20 protein-coding genes and 1 rRNA gene are annotated in these 20949 nt (G+C 64.9%); 9 read left to right on the forward strand and 12 right to left on the reverse strand.

Going from position 1 to position 20949, the window contains the following annotated elements; all coding sequences use genetic code 11:
• Together ACY34H_RS04965 and ACY34H_RS04970 are read right to left on the reverse strand one after the other, a co-directional pair.
• Positions 1-310, reverse strand: a 16S ribosomal RNA gene (locus ACY34H_RS04965); the annotation flags it as partial.
• Between the two features lie 364 nt (positions 311-674).
• A complete protein-coding gene (locus ACY34H_RS04970) occupies positions 675-1451 on the reverse strand; it encodes an enoyl-CoA hydratase (protein ID WP_464976384.1) in 777 nt (258 codons plus the stop codon).
• 105 nt (positions 1452-1556) lie between these two features.
• Between ACY34H_RS04970 and ACY34H_RS04975 the strand changes: the two genes are divergently transcribed.
• Both ACY34H_RS04975 and ACY34H_RS04980 read left to right on the forward strand, forming a co-directional pair.
• A complete protein-coding gene (locus ACY34H_RS04975) occupies positions 1557-2828 on the forward strand; it encodes an MFS transporter (RefSeq protein ID WP_464976385.1) in 1272 nt (423 codons plus the stop codon).
• Between the two features lie 51 nt (positions 2829-2879).
• Positions 2880-3317 (forward strand): universal stress protein, encoded by a 438-nt coding sequence (locus ACY34H_RS04980; protein ID WP_464976386.1) that lies wholly within the window; start codon positions 2880-2882, stop codon positions 3315-3317.
• Between the two features lie 60 nt (positions 3318-3377).
• Here the strand turns inward: ACY34H_RS04980 and mltA are convergent, their stop codons facing one another.
• Together mltA and apaG are read right to left on the reverse strand one after the other, a co-directional pair.
• Positions 3378-4625: a murein transglycosylase A gene (mltA, locus tag ACY34H_RS04985; protein WP_464976387.1), complete on the reverse strand. Its 1248-nt coding sequence runs from the start codon at positions 4623-4625 to the stop codon at positions 3378-3380.
• Positions 4626-4822: 197 nt separating this feature from the next.
• Positions 4823-5197, reverse strand: a complete 375-nt coding sequence (apaG, locus tag ACY34H_RS04990) for a Co2+/Mg2+ efflux protein ApaG (protein ID WP_464976388.1) — start codon at positions 5195-5197, stop codon at positions 4823-4825.
• A gap of 198 nt (positions 5198-5395) precedes the next feature.
• Between apaG and rpe the strand changes: the two genes are divergently transcribed.
• From rpe to trpC, 7 genes are all read left to right on the forward strand, one after another.
• On the forward strand, positions 5396-6061 hold the full coding sequence (gene rpe, locus ACY34H_RS04995) for a ribulose-phosphate 3-epimerase (protein WP_137316004.1): 666 nt from the start codon (positions 5396-5398) through the stop codon (positions 6059-6061).
• The gene (locus ACY34H_RS05000) at positions 6058-6798 is read left to right on the forward strand and encodes a phosphoglycolate phosphatase (protein WP_464976389.1); all 741 of its coding nucleotides are present in this window, start codon (positions 6058-6060) and stop codon (positions 6796-6798) included. The genes rpe and ACY34H_RS05000 overlap by 4 nt, the downstream gene beginning before the upstream one ends.
• A 236-nt stretch (positions 6799-7034) precedes the next feature.
• Positions 7035-8531 (forward strand): anthranilate synthase component I, encoded by a 1497-nt coding sequence (trpE, locus tag ACY34H_RS05005; protein WP_464976390.1) that lies wholly within the window; start codon positions 7035-7037, stop codon positions 8529-8531.
• A 1-nt stretch (position 8532) separates the two neighbouring features.
• On the forward strand, positions 8533-9117 hold the full coding sequence (locus tag ACY34H_RS05010) for an anthranilate synthase component II (RefSeq protein WP_464976391.1): 585 nt from the start codon (positions 8533-8535) through the stop codon (positions 9115-9117).
• Between the two features lie 2 nt (positions 9118-9119).
• Positions 9120-10157, forward strand: a complete 1038-nt coding sequence (gene trpD, locus ACY34H_RS05015; protein ID WP_464976392.1) for an anthranilate phosphoribosyltransferase — start codon at positions 9120-9122, stop codon at positions 10155-10157.
• 7 nt (positions 10158-10164) lie between these two features.
• Complete coding sequence (locus tag ACY34H_RS05020) at positions 10165-10812, forward strand: LysE family translocator (RefSeq protein ID WP_464976393.1); 648 nt, start codon at positions 10165-10167, stop codon at positions 10810-10812.
• A 13-nt stretch (positions 10813-10825) separates the two neighbouring features.
• Entirely contained in the window at positions 10826-11626 is an 801-nt protein-coding gene (gene trpC / locus ACY34H_RS05025) for an indole-3-glycerol phosphate synthase TrpC (RefSeq protein WP_464976394.1), read from the forward strand.
• Positions 11627-11649: 23 nt separating this feature from the next.
• On the opposite strand, the gene ACY34H_RS05030 is transcribed toward trpC, so the two are convergent.
• The 8 genes from ACY34H_RS05030 to dkgB all read right to left on the reverse strand — a co-directional run bounded on the left by ACY34H_RS05030 (position 11650) and on the right by dkgB (position 20935).
• On the reverse strand, positions 11650-12816 hold the full coding sequence (locus ACY34H_RS05030; RefSeq protein WP_464976395.1) for a GGDEF domain-containing protein: 1167 nt from the start codon (positions 12814-12816) through the stop codon (positions 11650-11652).
• Position 12817: 1 nt separating this feature from the next.
• Positions 12818-14674, reverse strand: a complete 1857-nt coding sequence (locus tag ACY34H_RS05035) for a M61 family metallopeptidase (protein ID WP_464976396.1) — start codon at positions 14672-14674, stop codon at positions 12818-12820.
• Positions 14671-15267 (reverse strand): nucleotidyltransferase family protein, encoded by a 597-nt coding sequence (locus ACY34H_RS05040; protein WP_464976397.1) that lies wholly within the window; start codon positions 15265-15267, stop codon positions 14671-14673. The genes ACY34H_RS05035 and ACY34H_RS05040 overlap by 4 nt, the downstream gene beginning before the upstream one ends.
• A 5-nt stretch (positions 15268-15272) precedes the next feature.
• Complete coding sequence (locus ACY34H_RS05045; protein WP_464976398.1) at positions 15273-17504, reverse strand: xanthine dehydrogenase family protein molybdopterin-binding subunit; 2232 nt, start codon at positions 17502-17504, stop codon at positions 15273-15275.
• Positions 17505-17514: 10 nt separating this feature from the next.
• Positions 17515-17973 (reverse strand): (2Fe-2S)-binding protein, encoded by a 459-nt coding sequence (locus ACY34H_RS05050; RefSeq protein WP_464976399.1) that lies wholly within the window; start codon positions 17971-17973, stop codon positions 17515-17517.
• Between the two features lie 93 nt (positions 17974-18066).
• A complete protein-coding gene (locus tag ACY34H_RS05055) occupies positions 18067-18789 on the reverse strand; it encodes a DsbC family protein (RefSeq protein ID WP_464976400.1) in 723 nt (240 codons plus the stop codon).
• A 56-nt stretch (positions 18790-18845) separates the two neighbouring features.
• Positions 18846-20060: an FAD-dependent monooxygenase gene (locus ACY34H_RS05060; RefSeq protein ID WP_464976401.1), complete on the reverse strand. Its 1215-nt coding sequence runs from the start codon at positions 20058-20060 to the stop codon at positions 18846-18848.
• A gap of 65 nt (positions 20061-20125) precedes the next feature.
• Positions 20126-20935 carry a 2,5-didehydrogluconate reductase DkgB gene (gene dkgB, locus ACY34H_RS05065; RefSeq protein WP_464976402.1) on the reverse strand — a complete coding sequence of 270 codons (810 nt, stop codon included), beginning with the start codon at positions 20933-20935 and terminating at the stop codon, positions 20126-20128.
• Between the last annotated feature and the right edge of the window lie 14 nt (positions 20936-20949).

The raw sequence follows: 20949 nt of genomic DNA on the forward strand, positions 1-20949 counted from the left end.
GTGTGGCTGGTCGTCCTCTCAGACCAGCTACTGATCGTCGCCTTGGTGAGCCTTTACCTCACCAACTAGCTAATCAGATATCGGCCGCTCCAGGAGCACAAGGCCTTGCGGTCCCCTGCTTTCATCCGTAGATCGTATGCGGTATTAGCGTAACTTTCGCTACGTTATCCCCCACTCTTGGGCACGTTCCGATATATTACTCACCCGTTCGCCACTCGTCAGCGGAGCAAGCTCCCTGTTACCGTTCGACTTGCATGTGTAAAGCATGCCGCCAGCGTTCAATCTGAGCCAGGATCAAACTCTTCAGTTCAATCTCTGTTGTCCGACATTGCTGTCGGGGTCACTCACTCAAGATACTGACGAATCATCCGAAGATGATTACGTTTATTTCTTGTGTAAGCGTTTGATGCTATATATTTTGAGCTTCCGAACCGAAGTCCAGGGCACATCACATCAAACGCCCACACTTATCGACTGTTGATTGTTAAAGAATTCTGCCCTTGAAGGCTTGCTGCGGATCTTTCAGACCCGGCGACAAATCGTTGTGTTTGTCAGCAGCAGAGAGGCAAGATTATCGGGTGTTTCGTGCGATTCGTCAAGCTTCTCATTTACTCACATCAACTTGCTTGTTTCACTTTCGTGACAGCTGCGTTGCTGCGAGGGACAGAACTATATCAAAGCCCCTCGAAGTTTGGCAAGCGCTTTTCGAGGAAGGCATGCATGCCTTCGCGCTGGGCCGGCGTACCGAAAGCGGCATGGAACAGCCGCCGCTCGTAACGCACGCCTTCCGTCAGCGGTACTTCATAGGCGACGTTGACGGCTTCCTTGATCTGCATGGCAACCGACAGCGGCATCGATGCGATCGTCGTCGCGGCCGCCAGCGCCTCCTCGATCAGCTTGTCCGCAGCCACCACGCGCGACACCAGGCCGGTGCGCTCCGCTTCGGCCGCATCGATATTGCGTGCCGTCAGCAGCATGTCCATTGCCTTTGCCTTGCCGACCGCGCGCGGTAAACGCTGCGTGGCACCCGCACCGGGCGTAACGCCGATCTTGATTTCCGGCTGGCCGAATTTCGCCGTGTCCGCCGCGATCACGAAATCGCACATCATCGCCAGTTCGCAACCGCCGCCCAGCGCATAGCCGGCCACCGCGCCGATGACGGGCTTGCGTACCTTCAGGATGTGCTCCCAGTTGCGGGTGATGTAATTGTCGCGGTAGGTATCCTGGTAGGTGTAGTCGATCATCGCCGGAATGTCGGCGCCTGCCGCGAAGGCCTTCTCGCTGCCGGTCAGCACGATGCAGCCGATCTGCGGATCCTTGTCGAAGCCCGCGAGCGCCTCGCCCAGCTCGTTCATCATGCGGTCGTTCAGCGCATTCAGCGCTTTCGGACGGTTCAGGCGGATCAGCGCCACCTTGCCGTGGACTTCGACGATCAGGTCTTCATATTGCATGCTTGTCTCCCGGGACGGTTGGATCGGACAATTGTAGCGTCATCGGCACGGGGCCTGTGTCACCGCCTGCATCGCCCCGTTCGACACTGATATGATCGCCGGCCGATGCCACTTCCCTTCCTTTCCCCGATCGCCGAACGCTGGCGCAGCGATGCGCTGCTGTCGAGTACTGACTTTCGCCGCTACTGGGCAAGCATGGTGCTGACCAGCTTCGGCTCGCAGATCGGCACGCTCGCGCTGCCATTGTGTGCCGTCCTGCTGCTGCATGCGACGCCGGCGCAGATGGGTATCCTGACCGCTTGCCAGGCAATACCCTTCGCGATCCTTGCGCTCCCCGCGGGCGTGCTGCTCGACCGCAGCCGCAAACTGCCGATTCTGTTGGGCAGCAAGGCGGCCCAGGGCATCTCGCTCGCGTCGATTCCCGTCGCGTGGTGGCTCGACCTGCTGGGCATGCCGTGGCTGTATGCAGTGGCGGCGATCCAGGGCGCATGCAACGTCATCGGCGGCGGCGCCGAGCAGATCTTCCTCACGATGCTCGTCGGCCGCGACCGCATGGTGGAGGCGCAATCCCGCTTCGCCAGCACGGATTCGATCTCACGCCTGCTGGCGCCCGGGCTCGCCGGCATCCTGATCCAGTGGCTGACGGCGCCGGTAGCGATCATCGCCAACGCGGCCACTTTCTTCATCTCGATATGGAACATCGGCCGCGTGAAAATGCGCGAAGCGATCCCGCCGCGCAGCGAGCGCCATCCGCTGCATGATGTTCGCGCCGGATTCGCATTCATCTGGCACCAGCCGCTGCTGCGTGCGCTGGCCTGGGTGGCCGGCGCCTGGCACATCCTGTTCTATGGCTATTCGGCACTGCTCGTGCTGTTCGCCACGCGCGAACTGGGCATGAACGCGGGCACGCTCGGCATTGCCCAGATGCTGGGAGGAATGGGCGTCTTCGTCAGTTCCCTGTTGCTGCGCCCACTGAACCGGCGCTATGGCGCGGGCATCACGATCGTGATCGGCACGGCCGCGATGGCGCTCGGCTTCGTGCTGATGCCCCTGATTCCCCGCAGCCTGTTCGGTGATGCCCGCTTCAGCGCGGCGGCCTATGCCGCGCTGGTGTTCTTCTTCGACCTGGGTGCGATGCTGTTCTTCATCCCTTACCAGGCGCTGCGCCAGAGTGTGACGCCCGACGAGATGCTGGGCCGGATGATTTCCACGATGCGCTTCCTGACAGTGGCGGTGGCGCCGCTGGGTGCGCTCGCTGCCGGCTACGCGGGCGACCACCTCGGCGTGCGCCCGGCCCTGTATTGCATCGCCGTTGGCGGCGTGCTGCTGGCCGCCGGAACGGTTGCGTCCCGCGCGATCCGAAGCGTGCGCCCCTGACCTCGTGGTGGACTTACACTGGAGCATTGCCAACTTTGCAAGGGGACTGTCATGTTCAAGAACATCCTGTTACCCACCGACGGGTCCGAGCTTGCGGTAAAAGCCACCGATCTCGCGATCCGCTTCGCCCAGGTACATGGCGCGCGCATCGTCGCCATCTGCGTTGCCCAGCCGTTCCCGTTCGTGCCGATGACCGAAGGCGCTGTCGTGCCGGACGCGGAAGTGTTTGAAACGCAAATCGCCGCCACGGCCAAGACCTTCATCAATAAAGTCGAGATCGCGTGCGCCACCGCCGGCGTGCCGTTCGAGGGCATCGTCGTGAATTCCCACACCCCGTACAAGGAAATCGTCGATGCCGCGAAAAAATACAATTGCGACATCATCCTGATGGCCTCGCACGGCCGCACGGGCCTGAACAAGCTGTTCCTCGGCAGCGAAACGCAGAAAGTACTGGCCCATACCGAACTGCCGGTACTGGTCCTGCGCTAAGTAGCCGATCAGCAGCCGATCAGCGGCCGACAGGTAGCCGATCGGCTGCCAGCCGCCAGCTCAGCGGGTCGGGCGCGGCAGCAGCACCCACACCTGGCCGCGCTGCTTCATCCGGCCCGCATTCTCGGCAGCCTCGGTGCCGAAGCCAAAGAAGAAGTCGACCCGGATCGCGCCGCGGATCGCCCCGCCGGTATCCTGCGCCATCACCAGCCGCTGCAATGGAATCTCGCTGGCGGCCTGCGTGGTGGACAGGTACAGCGGCACGCCGGATGGAATCTGCGTGGTATCCACCGCCACCGAGCGTTGCGGCGTCAGCGGCACGCCCAGCGATCCCTTCGGGCCCACGTTCGGGTCCGGCAGTTTTTCTTCCCGGAAGAACACATAACTGGGATTCACGTTCAACAATTCCTGCCGGCGCGTCGGGTGTCCGGCGATCCACGCCTTGATGCCCTGCGCGGATGCCTGCTCGGACGTCAGCTCGCCCTGTTCGATCAGCCACTTGCCGATCGATTTATACGGATGGCCGTTCTGGTCCGCATAGGCCACGCGCACCGTTTCGCCGCTGTCGAGCTGCACCCGGCCGGAACCCTGCACCTCGAGGAAGAACGCTTCCACCGGGTCGTCGACCCACAGCAATTCCTTGCCGCTGAAATCGGCGCGGGCGATTTCCTCGCGGCTGGCATACGGCACCACCTTCCTGCCCTGCAGCCGGCCGCGCAGCCGCTTGCCCTTCAGTTCCGGGTAAACGCCGGCAAGGTCGATGGTCAGCATATCGTCCGGCACTTTATACAGAGGGGTCTGGTACGGACCGCCCTGCCTGCGGGCGCCACGCAGCAGCGGCTCGTAATAGCCTGTGACCAGGCCGCTGTCCGAGCCGTCCGGCGCGATCACGCGGTGCGGCACCAGGAAGGTTTCAAAGAACAGCCGCACGGCGCGTTCGTCGCCGGCGTTGACGGTGCGTGCGATCGAGCATGCCTCCTTCCAGTCGGCGCGCTTGCCGATCACCGCGCACGACGACTGGAAAGCAGGCCACGCCGCGCGCAGGTCGTCGCGCGACCAGCCCGGCAAATCGGCAAACGTGCCCGGCACGAAGGCCGTTTTCGATGGCGGCGCGGGCGGCTGGGCAGGCACCGGTTGCGGCTGCGGAGCGGGCACCGGTTGCGGAACCGGCTGCGGCGTCTGCTGTGATGGCTGCGGCGATGGCTGCCGGGATGGCTGGGATGCGCAACCGGCGAGCACGGCTGCCGATACCGCGATGCAGCTCAGCGCCTGGATATTACGGGGTAGACTACGGCGTACAAAAAACATGGAGGCGGTATGTGGATTCTGATGGTCGAGGCATTGGTCGCGCTGTTCCTGCTGGTATTCATCGTCTGGTGGACGATGCCTGGCAAGAAAAAGGCGCCGCCGGCCAAGCGGCCGGACCAGCCTGAATGATGCGATTGTAGATCAGTGAAGCCGGTTCAATGCAGCCGGCTCAATGCAGCCGGTTCAATGCAGCCGGTTCAATGCAGCGTATGCGGCAGCGACAGCACGAACTCCGGAATCTTGACGTCGAACTTGTGGCCATCCTCGGCCACGCAAAAGTATTCGCCCACCATCGACCCCTGCGGCGTCTGCAGCGCCGTGCCGCTCGTGTATTCGAACTGTTCGCCCGGCTGCAGCAGCGGCTGGTGCCCCACCACGCCGAGGCCGCGAACTTCCTGCTTGTGATTGTTGGCGTCGGTAATGATCCAGTGGCGCGAGATCAGCTGCGCCGCGACCGTCCCGGTGTTCTTGATCGTGATCGAGTAGGTGAACACGAAATTGGTGCGTTCAGGATCGGACTGCTCGGGCAGGAATTGCGTCCTCACCGACACATCGAATTCATATTGGGCCATCGGGTTTCCTTTATTGCTGGGCATGTGTTGCGCGGTTGGCCATCAAACGTGCCGAAAATTCAAATGTAGCGTTTCACTAATATAGTTTCACATTGCACCGCAAATTCCGCACACATGCAAGGTGCACTCCGCAGAATACGGGACGGCAGCGTAAAATAGCGGCTGATTTTTTGCCTACTCTTACCAGCCACGCCTGCCATGACCACTTTCCGCATCGCCCCCAGCATCCTGTCCGCCGACTTCGCCCGCCTGGGCGAGGAAGTGAAGAACGTCGTCGCCGCCGGCGCCGACATCATCCACTTCGACGTAATGGACAACCACTATGTGCCGAACCTGACGATCGGCCCGCTGGTCTGCCAGGCGATCCGCCCGCATGTGCAGGTGCCGATCGACGTGCACCTGATGGTCAAGCCCGTCGACCGCATCATCCCGGACTTCGCCAAGGCCGGCGCGAACATCATCACCTTCCATCCGGAAGCTTCCGAGCACATCGACCGCTCGCTGCAACTGATCCGCGATCATGGCTGCAAGGCCGGCCTGGTGTTCAACCCGGCCACGCCGCTGTCCTACCTGGAACACGTGATGGACAAGGTCGACATGATCCTGATCATGTCCGTCAACCCCGGCTTCGGCGGCCAGTCGTTCATTCCGCAAGCGCTGAAGAAGATCGCCGAAGCACGCCGCCTGATCGACGAATCCGGCCGCGACATCCTGCTGGAAGTCGATGGCGGCATCAAGATCGACAACATCGCCGCCGCGGCCAAGGCCGGTGCGGACACCTTCGTGGCCGGCTCGGCGATCTTCGGCCAGCCCGACTACAAGGCGGTCATCGACGCGATGCGCACCCAGCTGGCGACGGTATGAGCATGACGGCGGCCGCTCACCCCCTGGCCGGCGTGCGCGCCGCCATCATCGACCTGGACGGCACGATGCTCGACACCGTGCCGGACTTCCACGTCGCCATCAACCGCATGCGCGACGAGCTGGGCCTGGAAGCCATCACGGCCGAGCAGATCAAGAACATGGTCGGCAAGGGCTCGGAAAACCTGATCCGCAGCGTGCTGTCGCTCGACCACGACGATGCGGCCGTCGAACAGCATTTTGCCGCGGCGATGGATGCCTACCAGCGGCACTACCTGGCGATCAACGGCCACCACAGCACGCTGTATCCGGACGTGGCCGCCGGCCTGACGGAGCTGAAGGACGCCGGCATCCGCCTGGCATGCGTGACCAACAAGCCGCTGGCGTTCGCCCTGCCGCTGCTGAAGCTGAAGGAGCTCGATGGCTACTTCGAGGTGATCTACGGCGGCGATTCGTTCGAGAGGAAAAAGCCCGATCCGCTGCCGCTGATGAAGGCCTGCGAATACTTCGGCCTGCCGCCGCACCAGGTGGTGGCGATCGGCGATTCGTCGAACGACGCGCAGGCTGCCCGCGCGGCCGGATGCCCGGTGCTGACGGTACCGTATGGTTATAACCACGGAGAATCTATACACGACACGGATTCCGATGGTATAGTGGAAACGCTGTTGCATGCTGCACAGTTAATCAACGCGCACAACCAGCCGAATCAAACCCAGCCGAATCAATCGGCTGCAACTTAAAACCGAACGCTCGTCAAACGATGTTTCTCAACAAAAGACACAACGTTACTCACCAGGGATCGATCGAGGCCTGGCTGTGGCGACGCTGGCAATCCTGGGCAACACAGCCACGTTGATTGCTGCCGTCGGAGATTTCGCGCGACTATCCACCTCTTCGCTCTCTCCCGGCAGGTTTTTTGAACCCCACCGCCACCATCACGCCCAAAATGGGTTCGCGTGGCGGGTTGGAGAGAACCATGACCGAACTCGAATTCAAATCGCTGGCCACGCAAGGCTACAACCGTATCCCCCTGATCGCGGAAGCGTTCGCCGACCTGGAAACGCCGCTGTCGCTGTACCTGAAGCTGGCGCAGAGCCAGAACAACGGCAAGAACACCTTCCTGCTGGAGTCCGTCGTTGGCGGCGAGCGCTTCGGCCGCTACTCGTTCATCGGCCTGCCGGCAAAGACGCTGCTGCGCACCACCGGCAGCCGCACCGAGATCGTCAAGGGCGGTGAAGTCGTCGAGAGCTTCGACGGCAATCCCCTCGAATTCATCGAGCAGTACCAGGCCCGCTTCAAGGTCGCGCTGCGTCCCGGCATGCCCCGCTTCGTCGGTGGCCTGGCAGGCTACTTCGGCTACGACACGGTGCGCTTCATCGAGAAGAAACTGGCCAACAGCTCGCAGAAGGACGACCTTGGCCTGCCCGACATCCAGCTCATGGTCACCGAGGAACTGGCCGTCATCGACAACCTCTCCGGCAAGCTGTACCTGATCGTGTACGCCGATACCACGCAGCCGGAATCGTTCTCGAAGGCGCGCGTGCGGCTGAAGGAACTGAAGGCGCTGCTGCGCCGCGGCGTCGATGCGCCGGTCACGTCGTCGTCCGTGCGCACCGAGGCAATCCGCGACTTCGACAAGGAATCGTACCTGGCGGCCGTCGCCAAGGCGAAGGAATACGTGATGGCCGGCGACCTGATGCAGGTGCAGATCGGCCAGCGCATCCGCAAGCCCTATGTGGATTCGCCGCTCACGCTGTACCGCGCGCTGCGTTCGCTGAACCCGTCGCCGTACATGTACTTCTATAACTTCGGCGACATGCAGATCGTCGGCGCGTCGCCGGAAATCCTGGTGCGCAACGAGACATTGCCGGATGGTGAGAAGAAAGTCACGCTGCGCCCGATCGCCGGCACGCGCCCGCGCGGCGCCACGCCGGAAAAGGATGCGCAGCTGGCCGAGGAACTGCTGGCCGATCCGAAGGAGATCGCCGAGCACGTGATGCTGATCGACCTGGCCCGCAACGACCTGGGCCGCATTTCCGAGATCGGCAGCGTGAAGGTCACGGACAAGATGGTGATCGAAAAGTATTCGCACGTGCAGCACATCGTGTCCAACGTCGAAGGCAAGCTGAAGTCCGGCATGTCGAACCTGGACGTGCTGCGCGCCACCTTCCCGGCCGGCACGCTGACCGGCGCGCCGAAAGTGCGCGCGATGGAAGTGATCGACGAACTGGAAATCTCCAAGCGCGGGATTTATGGGGGCGCGTGCGGCTACCTGTCGTTCGGCGGCGAGATGGACGTGGCGATCGCGATCCGCACCGGCGTGATCAAGGACGGCATGCTGTACGTGCAGGCCGCCGCCGGCATCGTGGCCGACTCGGTACCGGAAATGGAATGGCTGGAAACTGAAAACAAGGCGCGCGCCGTGCTGCGCGCCGCCGAACAAGTGCAAGACGGCCTGGATGGGGAGTTCTGACATGCTGCTGATGATCGACAATTACGACTCCTTCACCTACAACATCGTGCAGTACTTCGGCGAACTCGGTGAAGACGTGCGGGTACACCGCAACGACGAGATCACGATCGAGGAGATCGAGGCGCTGAACCCGGACCGCATCTGCATCTCGCCAGGCCCGAAAGATCCGGCGCAGGCCGGCATCTCGGTGGAGGTGCTGAAGCACTTCGCCGGCAAGAAGCCGATCCTCGGCGTGTGCCTGGGCCACCAGGCCATCGGCGAAGCGTTCGGCGGCAAGATCATCCGCGCCAAGGAAGTCATGCACGGCAAGACTTCGCCCATCGCCCATACCGGCGAAGGCGTGTTCAAGGACCTGCCGAGCCCCTTCACCGTGATCCGCTACCACTCGCTGGCGATCGAGCGCGCTTCGCTGCCGGCCTGCCTGGAAGTGACGGCATGGACGAACGACGGCGAAATCATGGGCGTGCGGCACAAGGACTTCGACATCGAAGGCGTGCAGTTCCACCCCGAATCGATCCTCTCCGAACATGGCCATGCCATGCTGAAGAACTTCCTCGATCGCACGTCGTCGAGCGCAAAGGAATGACCATGCCGATCACCCACCAGGAAGCCCTGATCCGCTGCATCGAACACCGCGAGATCTTCCACGACGAAATGCTGCACCTGTTCCGCCAGATCATGAGCGGCGAAATGTCGCCGGTGATGGTGGCCGCGCTGACGATGGGCCTGCGCGTGAAGAAGGAAACCATCGGCGAGATCACCGCCGCCGCGCAGGTGATGCGCGAGTTCTCCACCAAGGTGCCGATGGCGGACACCACCAACCTGCTCGACATCGTGGGCACCGGCGGCGACGGCGCGCACACCTTCAACATCAGCAGCGCGGCGATGTTCGTGGCCGCGGCGGCAGGCGCGCGCATCGCCAAGCATGGCGGACGCAGCGTGTCGTCATCGTCCGGCAGCGCCGACCTGATCGAATCGCTGGGCGCCAACATCAACCTGAAGCCGGAACAGATCGCGCAATCGATCGCGCAGACGGGCATCGGCTTCATGTTCGCGCCGAACCACCACGCGGCGATGAAGCACGTGGCGCCGGTGCGCCGCGAACTGGGCGTGCGCTCGATCTTCAACATCCTCGGCCCGCTCACCAATCCGGCCGGCGCGCCGAACATCCTGATGGGCGTGTTCCACCCGGATCTCGTCGGCATCCAGGTACGCGTGCTGCAGCGCCTCGGCGCGGAACACGCCATCGTGGTCTATGGCCGCGACAACATGGATGAAGTTTCGCTGGGTGCCGGCACGCTGGTCGGCGAACTGGTCGACGGCGAGATCCGCGAATACGAAATCCATCCGGAAGATTTCGGCCTGCAAATGGTTGCCAGCCGCAACCTGAAGGTGGCCAACGCCGCCGAATCGAAGGCCAAGGTAATGGGCGTGCTGTCCGGCGAAACCGGCGCCGCCACCGACATCGTGGCGCTCAATGCCGGCACCGCGCTGTATGCGGCGGGCATTGCGCCCTCGATCGAAGTGGGCCTGATCAAGGCGCGCCAGGCGATCGAATCGGGTGCCGCGCTGGCGAAACTGCAGCAGTTCGTCGAAGTCACGCAGGCGCTCGGCGCCGACAATTGAGCACGCCATGTTCGGCATCCACGACCTGACGCTGTTCATCGTTTCCGGGCTGCTGCTGAACATCATGCCCGGTCCGGATTCGCTGCTGATCATGGCGCGCAGTGCCACGCAGGGCTGGCGCGCCGGCGTTGCGGCGTCGCTCGGCATCGGTGCCGGCACGATGGTGCATGTACTGGCCGCGGCGCTGGGCCTGTCCGCCCTGCTGGCCACTTCCGCCACGGCGTTTACGGTGGTGAAGTGGATTGGCGCGGCATACATCGTATGGTGCGGCATCCAGATGCTGCGGGCAAAGCTGAAGGGCTCGGACGAGAATCCAGCCATGCCGGCACCGGCACCGGCAGCCTTGCCGCTCGGCCGCATTTTCGCCCAGGGCTTCCTCACCAACGTTCTGAATCCGAAAGTGGCGCTGTTCTTCCTTGCCTTCGTGCCCCAGTTCATCGATGCCGATGCACCGAACAAGCCGCTGGCCTTCATCATCCTGGGCTGCATCTTCAACTTCAACGGCATGTTGTGGTGTAACGGCCTGGCGCTGTTCACTGCCTTCGCGAGCTCGAAGCTGAAGGTCAAGCCGCGCGTCGCGCTGTGGCTGAACCGTGTCACGGGTGGCCTGTTCCTGGCGCTGGGCGCCCGCCTCGCCCTCGCCGACCGTCACTAAAAAAGTACAACCCATGTCCGATATCCTGAACAAGATCCTGGCCGTCAAGGCCGAAGAAGTAGCCGCGGCCAAGAAATACCGCAGCCTGGCCAGCCTGCGCGACGAGGTGGAAGCCGACCGCGAGTCGCGCGCCGCGATCCGCGGTTTCGAAGCCAGCCTGCGCAGCAAGATCGCCGCCGGCCAGGCCGGCGTCATCGCCGAGGTAAAAAAGGCTTCGCCATCGAAGGGCGTGCTGCGCGCCGACTTCCAGCCTGCGGCGATCGCGCAAAGCTATGCCGCCGGTGGCGCCGCCTGCCTGTCGGTGCTGACGGACGAGCAGTTCTTCCAGGGTTCCGTCGACTACCTGAAGCAGGCACGCGCCGCGTGCACGCTGCCGGTGATCCGCAAGGATTTCCTGGTCGACCTCTACCAGGTCTATGAAGCGCGCGCGATGGGCGCCGACTGCATCCTGCTGATCGTGGCCGGCCTCGATCACGGCCTGATGGCGGAGATGGAAGCCTGCGCCCACGAACTGGGCATGGACGTGCTGGTGGAATCGCACGACGGCGACGAACTGACCGCCGCGCTGAAGCTGAAGACCAACCTCATCGGCATCAACAACCGCAACCTGCGCACCTTCGACGTATCGCTCGAGAACACCATCGATCTGCTGCCGCGGATTCCGGCCGAACGGATGGTCGTCACCGAATCCGGCATCCTGAACGGCGACGATGTGCGGCGGATGCGCGAGGCGAACGTGCATGCCTTCCTGGTTGGCGAGGCATTCATGCGGGCGGAAGATCCGGGCACGGAGTTGAACAGGCTGTTTGCCTGACCGCCATCACGTCGACAGGCGGCTCACGCCGCCACCTTCCACGTCTCGATCCGGTCGCGTCCATTTTCCTTCGCGCGGTAGAGCGCTTCGTCCGCCCGGCACAGCAGCGCATCGAGGGGCTCTTCCGGATCGGTCTGCACGGCCACGCCGATGCTGGCCGTGCATGACGGCAGCTCGCCGGCGCACGCTTCGCGCAGCAGGCGCTGCACGCGCTGGGCCACGCCGATCGCCCGTTTGCCATCCGTATCCGGCAGCAGCACGATGAATTCCTCGCCACCGAAGCGGGCCAGCGCATCGGATTCGCGCAATGCCGAGCCGATCATCTGCGCCACGCTGACCAGTACCCGGTCGCCTTCGGCATGGCCGAAGCGGTCATTGATTTTCTTGAAGTAATCGAGGTCCACCGACAGCAGGGCCAGCGTGCGGGATTGCTGCCGCATGCGTGCCATGCGCGCCACCTCGCGCGCATACGCGTCGCCGAACCCGCGCCGGTTCAGCACCCCCGTCAGCGGATCGCTGGCCGAGCGGCGTTCGAGAATGAGGCGCAGCCGCTCGTAGGCCACCATCATGAAGCCGACGGCCAGCAACGGCGGCTGCAGCGCGGTCACGGCCAGGTAGAAGCCCTGGAACAGGCCGGGCCGGGTCACGTCGACCAGTGCCTCGCCATGCGTCAGTGCCACCACGCCGCGCACGGCGACCAGCACGGTATTCACCGCGATCATCGAACCGAAGAACAGCGTGGCCAGCTTGCGCCGGCCATTGCGCACCAGGAGCACCATCAGCATGACGTTGATCAGCGTTACCGGCACGGACATCCACGCCACCCGCGCCGCATAGTCCGGGTCGACCAGCAGGTAGTACAGCATGCCTGCCAGCGCGAAGCCGCATGCACCGCCCAGCGTGCGCCAGCCCGGGGCCTTGCCATAGAAGCGCTGCAGGCCGATCACGCACAGGCCGTTGCCGAACACAAACAGCACATTCGCCACCGGCAGTACCAGCACTTCCGGCAACGTACCGCGCAGCGCGAAGCAAAAGGCCGACAGCACCTGCACCGCCAGCGCGGCACCCCAATGGCTGATGCCCCGCAGTTCGGCGGGAAAGCCGCGGCGGGCACCGAACAGCACGGCACTCATCACGGCGCACATCAGCGCCGCCATCAGTACGACGCTGAACGGGTCCAGCTGCTTCATGTCAGCGCAGCATCGTCGGGCGCGCCACCGCGCTCTTGCGCGCGGTATCGATCGCCAGTCCGACACCGGGCACGCGATCGCCCTGCAGCTGCACCGTGAACGCCATCAGTTCATCGCGCCGGAAAGCATGCACCTGCACCGTGTCGCCCACGCTGTAACGCGACAGCAGCGCCTCCAGGTTGGCGGGATTGCCCGTGACGCGCAGGCCGTCGACCGCCACCAGCAGGTCGCCGGCGGACAAGCCGGCGCGGTGCGCGGCGCCGCCTTCGTGGACGGCGGACAGCTTCGCGTCAGCGCCATCGCGGCCGATATTGGCATCGAGGCTGGGCTTGGCGAGCTTGCGCTCGTCCGTGTACTTCACGCCGAATGGCGCCAGCAGTTTCGCCAGCGGCACGTCATCGGTACCGCGGATGTACTTGTCGAAGTAGCTCTTCAGCCGCATGCCGCTGATCTCGTCGAACAGCGCTTCCACGTCGCCCGGGGTCACGCCGCGGCGGCCATCGGGGTAGAAGTCGCGGCCGTAGCGCTGCCACAGCGCCAGCATGATGTCGTCCAGCGAGCGCTTGCCGCCCGACTTCTGGCGGATGGTCAGGTCCAGCCCGAGGCCCACCAGCGACCCCTTGGCGTAATAGCTGACGATCGCATTCGGCGCGTTCTCATCCTGCCGATAATACTTGCTCCAGGCATCGAAGCTCGACTCGGCCACGCTCTGCTTCGTGCGGCCGGCGCCGCGCAGCACGCTGCCGACGGTCTTGCCCAGCATCTTGAAGTACGTGGCTTCGCTGATCATGCCGGCGCGCACCAGGAACAGGTCGTCGTAATAGCTGGTGAAGCCTTCGAAAAGCCACAGCAGCGGCGTATAGTTTTCCACCTGCAGGTCATACGGCGCGAACACGGCCGGCTTGATGCGCTTCACGTTCCAGGTGTGGAAGTACTCGTGGCTGCACAGGCCGAGGAACTTGATGTAGCCTTCGCTGCGTTCCTTGCCCTGGGCGGAGGTTGTCGGCAAATCGGCGCGGGCGCAGATCAGTGCCGTCGATGCGCGGTGTTCCAGGCCGCCGTAGCCGTCGCCGACGGCCAGCGTCATGAACACGTAGCGGTCCATCGGCGCCTGTTTCGTCTTCGGCTCGAAGAAGGCGATCTGGGTTTCGCAGATCGCCTTCAGGTCGGCGCACAGCCGCGCCATGTCCAGGTTCGGCACGCGGCCGGTGATCACCACGTCGTGCGGCACGCCATGGGCCGTGAACGTGGCGAGGGCGAAGTCGCCCATTTCCACCGGGCTGTCGATCAGCTCATCGTAATCGGCCGCCATATAGGTGCCGAAGCCATGGCGCTTCGCCTTCAGCTCCGGCAGCGCGGTGGCCACGCGCCAGCTGCGCGCCGCCTCGTCCGCCGGACGAACGATATCGACCACGTGCGGCACGTTCTCCTGCCCGGCCACGCGCAGGAACACGCTGGTGCCGTTGAAGAAGCCATGCGTGCGGTCCAGGTGCGCGGCGCGCACGGAAAGGTCCCATGCATACACGTCGTACTGCACCGTCAGCGGGCCCGCGACAGGCGCGGCCTGCCAGGAGTGCTTGTCCAGCTTTGCCAGCGCGACCGGCTGGCCATTGGCCTCGGCGCGGATCTGCACGATGTTGCGGGCAAACTCGCGGATCATGTAGCTGCCCGGGATCCAGGCCGGCAATGCCAGCAGCTGGCCATCCGGGGCGGGCTCCCGCACGGTCAGCGTGACCTGGAACAGGTGGGCGGCAAGATCCTTGGCAACGATGGCGTAGGCCACGGCGGGCGCCGCGGCGCGCGGCGGCTTCGCTTGCCTGGTCGGCGTTTTCTCTTTGATCGGCGTTTTGTTTTTCATTGCAGGAGATCGGGCGGAGTATCGATGTCGAGCAGGATGCCCGGGTCATCCACCGCCACTTCGTTGACGATATTATCCCTCACGATGCCGCGCGCGCCCCGGTCGCCGGTCAGCGCGAGCAGTTCCGGCAAATGGCGGGGGCTGAAGGCCACCGGGTTGCCGCGCTGCGTTCCATGTTCATTGCGATGCACGGGTACCGCGATGTCGGCCCCCGCTGCCACCGCCTGCGCCAGCGCGGCGATCGTGGCGGGCCGCACGCGGGGCATGTCGCCCAGCGCCACCACCCAGCCGGATGCTTCCAGCGCATGGCGAAGCCCGTGCACGAGCGTCGCGGCCATGCCGCTGTCCGCCTCCGCGCACAGCGTCACCTCGCAGCCGAGCGCCGCCAGTTGCGCCCCCAGCTGCGCGCCCTGCGCATCGTCGCGCACCACGGCCACCACCCGCGGCAGCGCCGCCAGCAGGTGCCGTGCGCTCCGGACGGCGACCGCTTCGCCATCGATCGGCTGCAGCAGCTTGTTGCGCTGCCCCAGCGGATCGAAACGCCGGCCGCGGCCGGCGGCCAGCAGGATGCCGGCGATGGCATTGCCCGCCATGCGGACTACGCCACCTGCGGCGCCGCGGCCGAGGCCAGGTCGAACGGCAGCTTGCGCAGCCGCTTGCCGGTGACGCGGAACACGGCATTGGCGAATGCCGGCGCCAGCGGCGGCAGGCCCGGCTCGCCCATGCCGGTCGGCGGCTCGGTCGACGGCACGACGTGCACCTCGACCTGCGGCATGTCCGGCATGCGCGCCACCGTGTAATCGCTGAGCTGGCCCTGTTCCACGATACCATCCTTCAATGTGATGGCGGCGCCAGGCAGCGTGGTGCCGACGGCCATCAGCACCGCGCCCTGCACCTGTGCTTCGATGGTCAGCGGGTTGACCGGCTGGTTGCAGTGCACGGCCGCCGTCACCTTGTGCAGCTTCGGCGCGCCGTTTTCCACCGACGCCGTGACCACGTAGGCCACCACGGTGCCGAACGATTCATGCACCGCCACGCCGTAGGCCTGCCCTTCCGGCAGCTTCACGGTGTCGTAGCCGGATTTGCCGACGGCCAGGTCGAGCGCCAGGTGATGGCGCTTGTGCTCCGCCGGGATCAGCTTCCTGCGATAGGCCACCGGGTCCACGCCGGCCGCCACGGCCGCCTCGTCGATCAGGGTTTCCATCACGAACGCGGTATGGGTCGAGCCCACCGAGCGCCACCACAGCACCGGCACGTTGGCCTGCGCGTTGTGGACGGACAGGTGCATCGGCACCTTGTAGGGCTCGCCCATGCCTTCGACCATCGTGGCATCCACGCCATTCTTCACCATGAACGCCTCGAACGCCGTGCCGCTGATGATCGACTGGCCGACGATCACGTGATCCCAGCCGACGATATTGCCGCCGGCATCGAGCCCAAGTTCGGCGCGGTGCACGTGCGACGGGCGGTAGTAGCCGCCCTTGATATCGTCCTCGCGGCTCCAGATCACTTTCACGGGGCCGGATTTCCCGGCTTTCGCGTAAGCCTTCGCCACGTTGACCGCTTCGACGATGTAGTCGGACGACGGCACGGCGCGCCGGCCGAAGCCGCCGCCGGCCATCATCGTGTGCAGGGTCACCTGCTCCGGCTTCAGCCCGGCGGTCTTCGCGGCCGCGGCCTGGTCCATCGTCTGAAACTGGCTGCCGGCCCAGATCGTGCAGCCGTCGCGCTTGAGGTCGACCACGCAGTTCAGCGGTTCCATCGGCGCATGCGCCAGGTAGGGGAATTCATAGACGGCCGAGATCTTCTTAGGCGCGGCGGCCAGCTTCGACGTGTCGCCCTGCTTCGCTACCGCGCCAGGCTTCGCGGCCAGTGCGCGGAAAGCGGTGAACTGCTCTTCGGTACTGACCTTTTCCACGCCCGCCGTATCCCACTCGATCGCCAGCGCGTCGCGGCCCAGCTTCGCCTGCCAGTAGCCATCCGCGATGACGGCCACGCCGCTGCCGCCGCGGTCCACGTCGACCGGCACCACGGCGATCACGCCCTTGATCTTCTTCGCAGCGGTGGCATCGAATTTCGCCACTTTCGCGCCGAACACCGGCGGGCGCGCCACCACGGCCACTTTGGTGCCGGCCGGCTTGAAGTCCATGCCGAACTGCTGGCTGCCGTTCGATTTCGCGCGCGCGTCCAGGCGCGGCATCGGCTTGCCGATGAAGCGGAATTTCTCGACGTTCTTCAGCACCACGTGTTCCGGCACCGACTGCTTCATCGCCGCCTCGGCCATCTGGCCGTACGTCGCCTTTTTGCCGCCCGGAGCGGTGAGCAGGCCTTTCGCCGCCTTTACCTGATTCACTGGCACCTTCCACTGTTCGGCCGCCGCCGCCACCAGCATCGCGCGCGCCTTCGCGCCGATCTCGCGGTACTGCACCCACGAGTGGGCCACGGAACCGGAACCGCCGGTGATCTGGATGCCCATCGCCGGGTCCTTGTAGGCTTCGCCGGCAGGCGCCAGCGCGCCGCGGATCTGCGACCAGTCGGCATCGAGTTCCTCGGCGATCAGCATCGGCAGCGCGGTCTGCACGCCCTGGCCGAATTCCAGGCGGTTCACCTGCACGGTGATGGTGTTGTCCGGCGCGATGCGCAGGAACGCGTTCGGCTGCTGCGAAGGCTTCTGCTCGGCCGCGCGGGCCATCCGCCCGCCGCCCGTGAACGTGAAGCCGAGCACCAGGCCGGCGCCGGCCGCCTTCATGAAACCGCGGCGCGATACACCCGGGTTGTCGCCGGCCGTCACGACCGCCATGTCATCGGCATTGAGCCATTCTTTGCGCATGTGATCTCCTTCAGGCGAGCGACTTCGCCGCATCCTTGATGGCGAGGCGGATGCGTTGGTAGGTGCCGCAGCGGCAGATGTTGCCGGCCATGGCGCCATCGATGTCGGCGTCGGTCGGTTTCGTGTTCGTTTTCAGCAGCGCGGTGGCACTCATCACCTGCCCGCTCTGGCAGTAGCCGCATTGCGGCACGTCGTGCCTGACCCAGGCGTCCTGCACGGCCTTGCCCACCTTGTCATGCTCCATCGCTTCGATCGTGGTGATCTTCTGGCCCACGGCGGCGGAAATCGGCGTCACGCAGGAGCGGATCGGCTGCCCGCCGAGGTGCACGGTGCAGGCGCCGCACAGCGCGGCGCCACAGCCGAATTTCGTGCCGGTCATGTTCAGGTTGTCGCGCAGCGCCCACAGGATCGGCGTCGATGGATCGGCGTCGACCTGCGTGTCGCGCCCGTTGATGTTCAGGGTGACCATGGATTACTCCCAGTTTTGCGGCGTTTTATTGTGAAAGCGGCGCGCTTCGTGGGCGCGCCGCATCGGCTCGGTGATCTGTGCCTTGCTACGGTATTACTTGATCGAGGCGAACTTCGCTTCCATTGCCGCCACGTCGATGGCGCCCGGGATGCGGCTGCCGTCGGCAAAGAAGATGGCCGGCGTGCCTTCCAGGCCCAGCTTGTTCCCCAGCGCCAGCACCCTGTCGTTCGGCGCGGTGCAGCCATCCGGCGCGGCCGGTGCCTGCTTGTTGTTCAGCATCCACTCGTCCCAGGCGCGGTTGCGGTCCGCCGCGCACCAGATGTTGCGCGACTTGACCGTGGAGTCGGGCGACAGGATGTTGTACATGAACGTGTAGACGGTGATGTTGTCCACTTTCGCCAGCGTCTCGCGGCGGAACTTCTTGCAGTAGCCGCAGTTCGGATCTTCGAAGATGGCCACCACGCGCTTGCCGTTGCCCTTCACGGTCTTCAGCGCCAGCTCCAGCGGCAGCTCGGAGAACTTGATGCGGTTGACTTCGTCGATGCGCGCCTGCGTCACGTCTTCCTTGGTCTTCAGGTTGAAGATATGGCCGGCGAACAGGTAAGTACCGGTCTTGTCCGTGTAGCGGATCTCGTTGCCGATGCGGATTTCATACAGGCCGGAATACGGGGTCGCGCGGATGGCATCGATCTTGACGTCGGGGCCCAGCTTGGGTTCGACGTTCTTGCGGATCGTGGCTTCGACGCCATTGTCGGCGCCCGCGCACGACATCAGCAGCGCCGATGCCAGCACGAGGCCAGTCTTGATGAACTTCATAAACTCTCCGGGTAAAACAGGACGACGGCACAGGATCGCCGCGCCGTCCGGTGGAATCAGTGCCGGCCCAGCGCGTGCGACATCAGCGAACGCTTGACGAAAGGCAATTTATCCAGCAAGTTTAGCCCGAAATTGCGTACTGCGCGCACTGGTTCGAGATTCGCGCCGAACAGGCGCTGCAAGCCGTCGGTCGTGGCCTGCATCAGCAGCACTTCTTCCTTGCGCGAACGAGCATAGCGGGCAAGCACGCGCTCGTCGCCGATCGAGCGGTGTTCCTCGCGCTCGGTGACGGCACGCACCAGGTCGCGCACGTCGCCGAACCCCAGGTTCATGCCATGGCCCGCCAGCGGATGCACCACGTGGGCGGCATCGCCGATCAGGGCGACGCGCTGCGCCACCAGCGAATGGGGGCGCACCAGCGACAGCGGGAAGGCGCGCACCGTTTCCGGCAAGACAGGGGTCAGCTTGCCCAGCTTGTCCGCGGCAAATTCGGCCAGCCGGTCGGCCAGTGCCTGCGCACCTTCACTGCACAGCTGGTCGGCCAGCATGTCCGGCGCGGACCATACCAGGGAGACGCGGTTACCCGGCAGCGGCAGCAGCGCCACGATGCCGCGGTCGCACGTAAACCACTGGAATGCACTACCGTGATGCGGCAGCTCCGTGTCGAAATTGGCGACCACGCCTTTCTGGCCATACGGCTTGTAATCGAGGCCGATGTCGCACTGGCCGCGCACCCAGGACTGGGCGCCGTCCGCGCCGACGACCAGCGATGTCTTGACGGAGGTGCCGTCCGCCAGCTGCACGGCGGCGCCATCCTCGTCGCACTTCAGCGCCACCGCGCGGCCCGTCACGAGGTGCACGTTCTGGGCAAAGCGCAGCGCCGCGTCGAGCGCCTCGTTCAGGTTGCGGTCCTCGACGATCCACGCCAGCGTGTCCGTGTGGGCGCCGTAGGCATCGAAGTTCAGGTGTCCGGGCTGTTCGCCGTCGCCCTTGACGAGCATGCCGTCGACCGGGGCGATACGCTGCTGGTCCATCGCGCCCCACACTTTCAGGTTCGACAGCAGCTCGTGCGCCGTATGGTTCAGCGCATAGACCCGCACGTCCCAGCTGGGCTCGAGCCCATCCGGCTTCGCCGCGGCGGGCGGGCCGAGCAGCGTGACGCTTTGCCCGGCCTGGGCGAATGCCAGCGCGGCCGCCTTGGCGATCGCGCCGTTGCCGACGATGCAGACCGCCGTCTGCACATGATGCTTGGAAGAGGATGGCGTGTTCATCTTGCCATTATAACGATCGACGGCTGGCGGGGCGCGCGGGCCGCGGCCGGGCCGGTGGCGCCGGCTCAGTCCCACACGGGCGCGATGCCTTCGGGACTGGCGATCCGGCCGTTCGCTTCCAGCACCGCGATGGCCGCCATGTCGTCGTCCGACAGCGCGATGCGGGCCGCGCCCAGGTTCGCTTCCAGGTTCGCCCGCTTGGTCGACGACGGAATCACGGCAAAGCCCTGCCGCAGCGACCAGGCCAGCGCGACCTGTGCGGGCGTCGCACCGTGGCGCGCGGCGATGGCGGCGATCACGGGGTCCGTCATCACCTTGCCGTAGGCGAGCGGCATGTAGGCGGTCAGGTGGATGCCGTGCTCGCGTGCGAACCGCACCACCGCGCGGTTCTGCAGGAACGGGTGGATTTCCACCTGGTTCGTGGCGATTTCCTGTGCGCCGACCGCATCGATCGCCTGCCGCATATGGCGGATCGTGAAGTTCGAGATGCCGATCCGGCGCGCCAGGCCGGCGCGCTTCGCAGCCAGCAGCGCCTGCATGGTCTCGGCAACGGGCACCGCGTCCTGCGGCGACGGCCAGTGGATCAGCGCCAGGTCCACCTGCTCCAGGCGCAGCTTGTCCAGGCTTTCGCGCAGGCTGGCGGCCAGCCTGTCGCCAGCCAGGTTTGCCGTCCAGACCTTGGTCGTCACGAACAGTTCGCCGCGGGCGACGCCGCTCGCCGCGATGGCGCTGCCCACCTCGGCTTCGTTGCCGTAGATCTGCGCGGTGTCGATGTGGCGGTACCCCAGCTCCAGCCCGGCGCGCACGGAATCGATGACTACCTGCCCTTGCAGGCGGAACGTGCCGAGGCCGAGTGCGGGGATGTGTTCTTGCATGGTGTTCTCCTTGG

Source organism: Pseudoduganella sp. jia 9 (assembly GCF_055502615.1).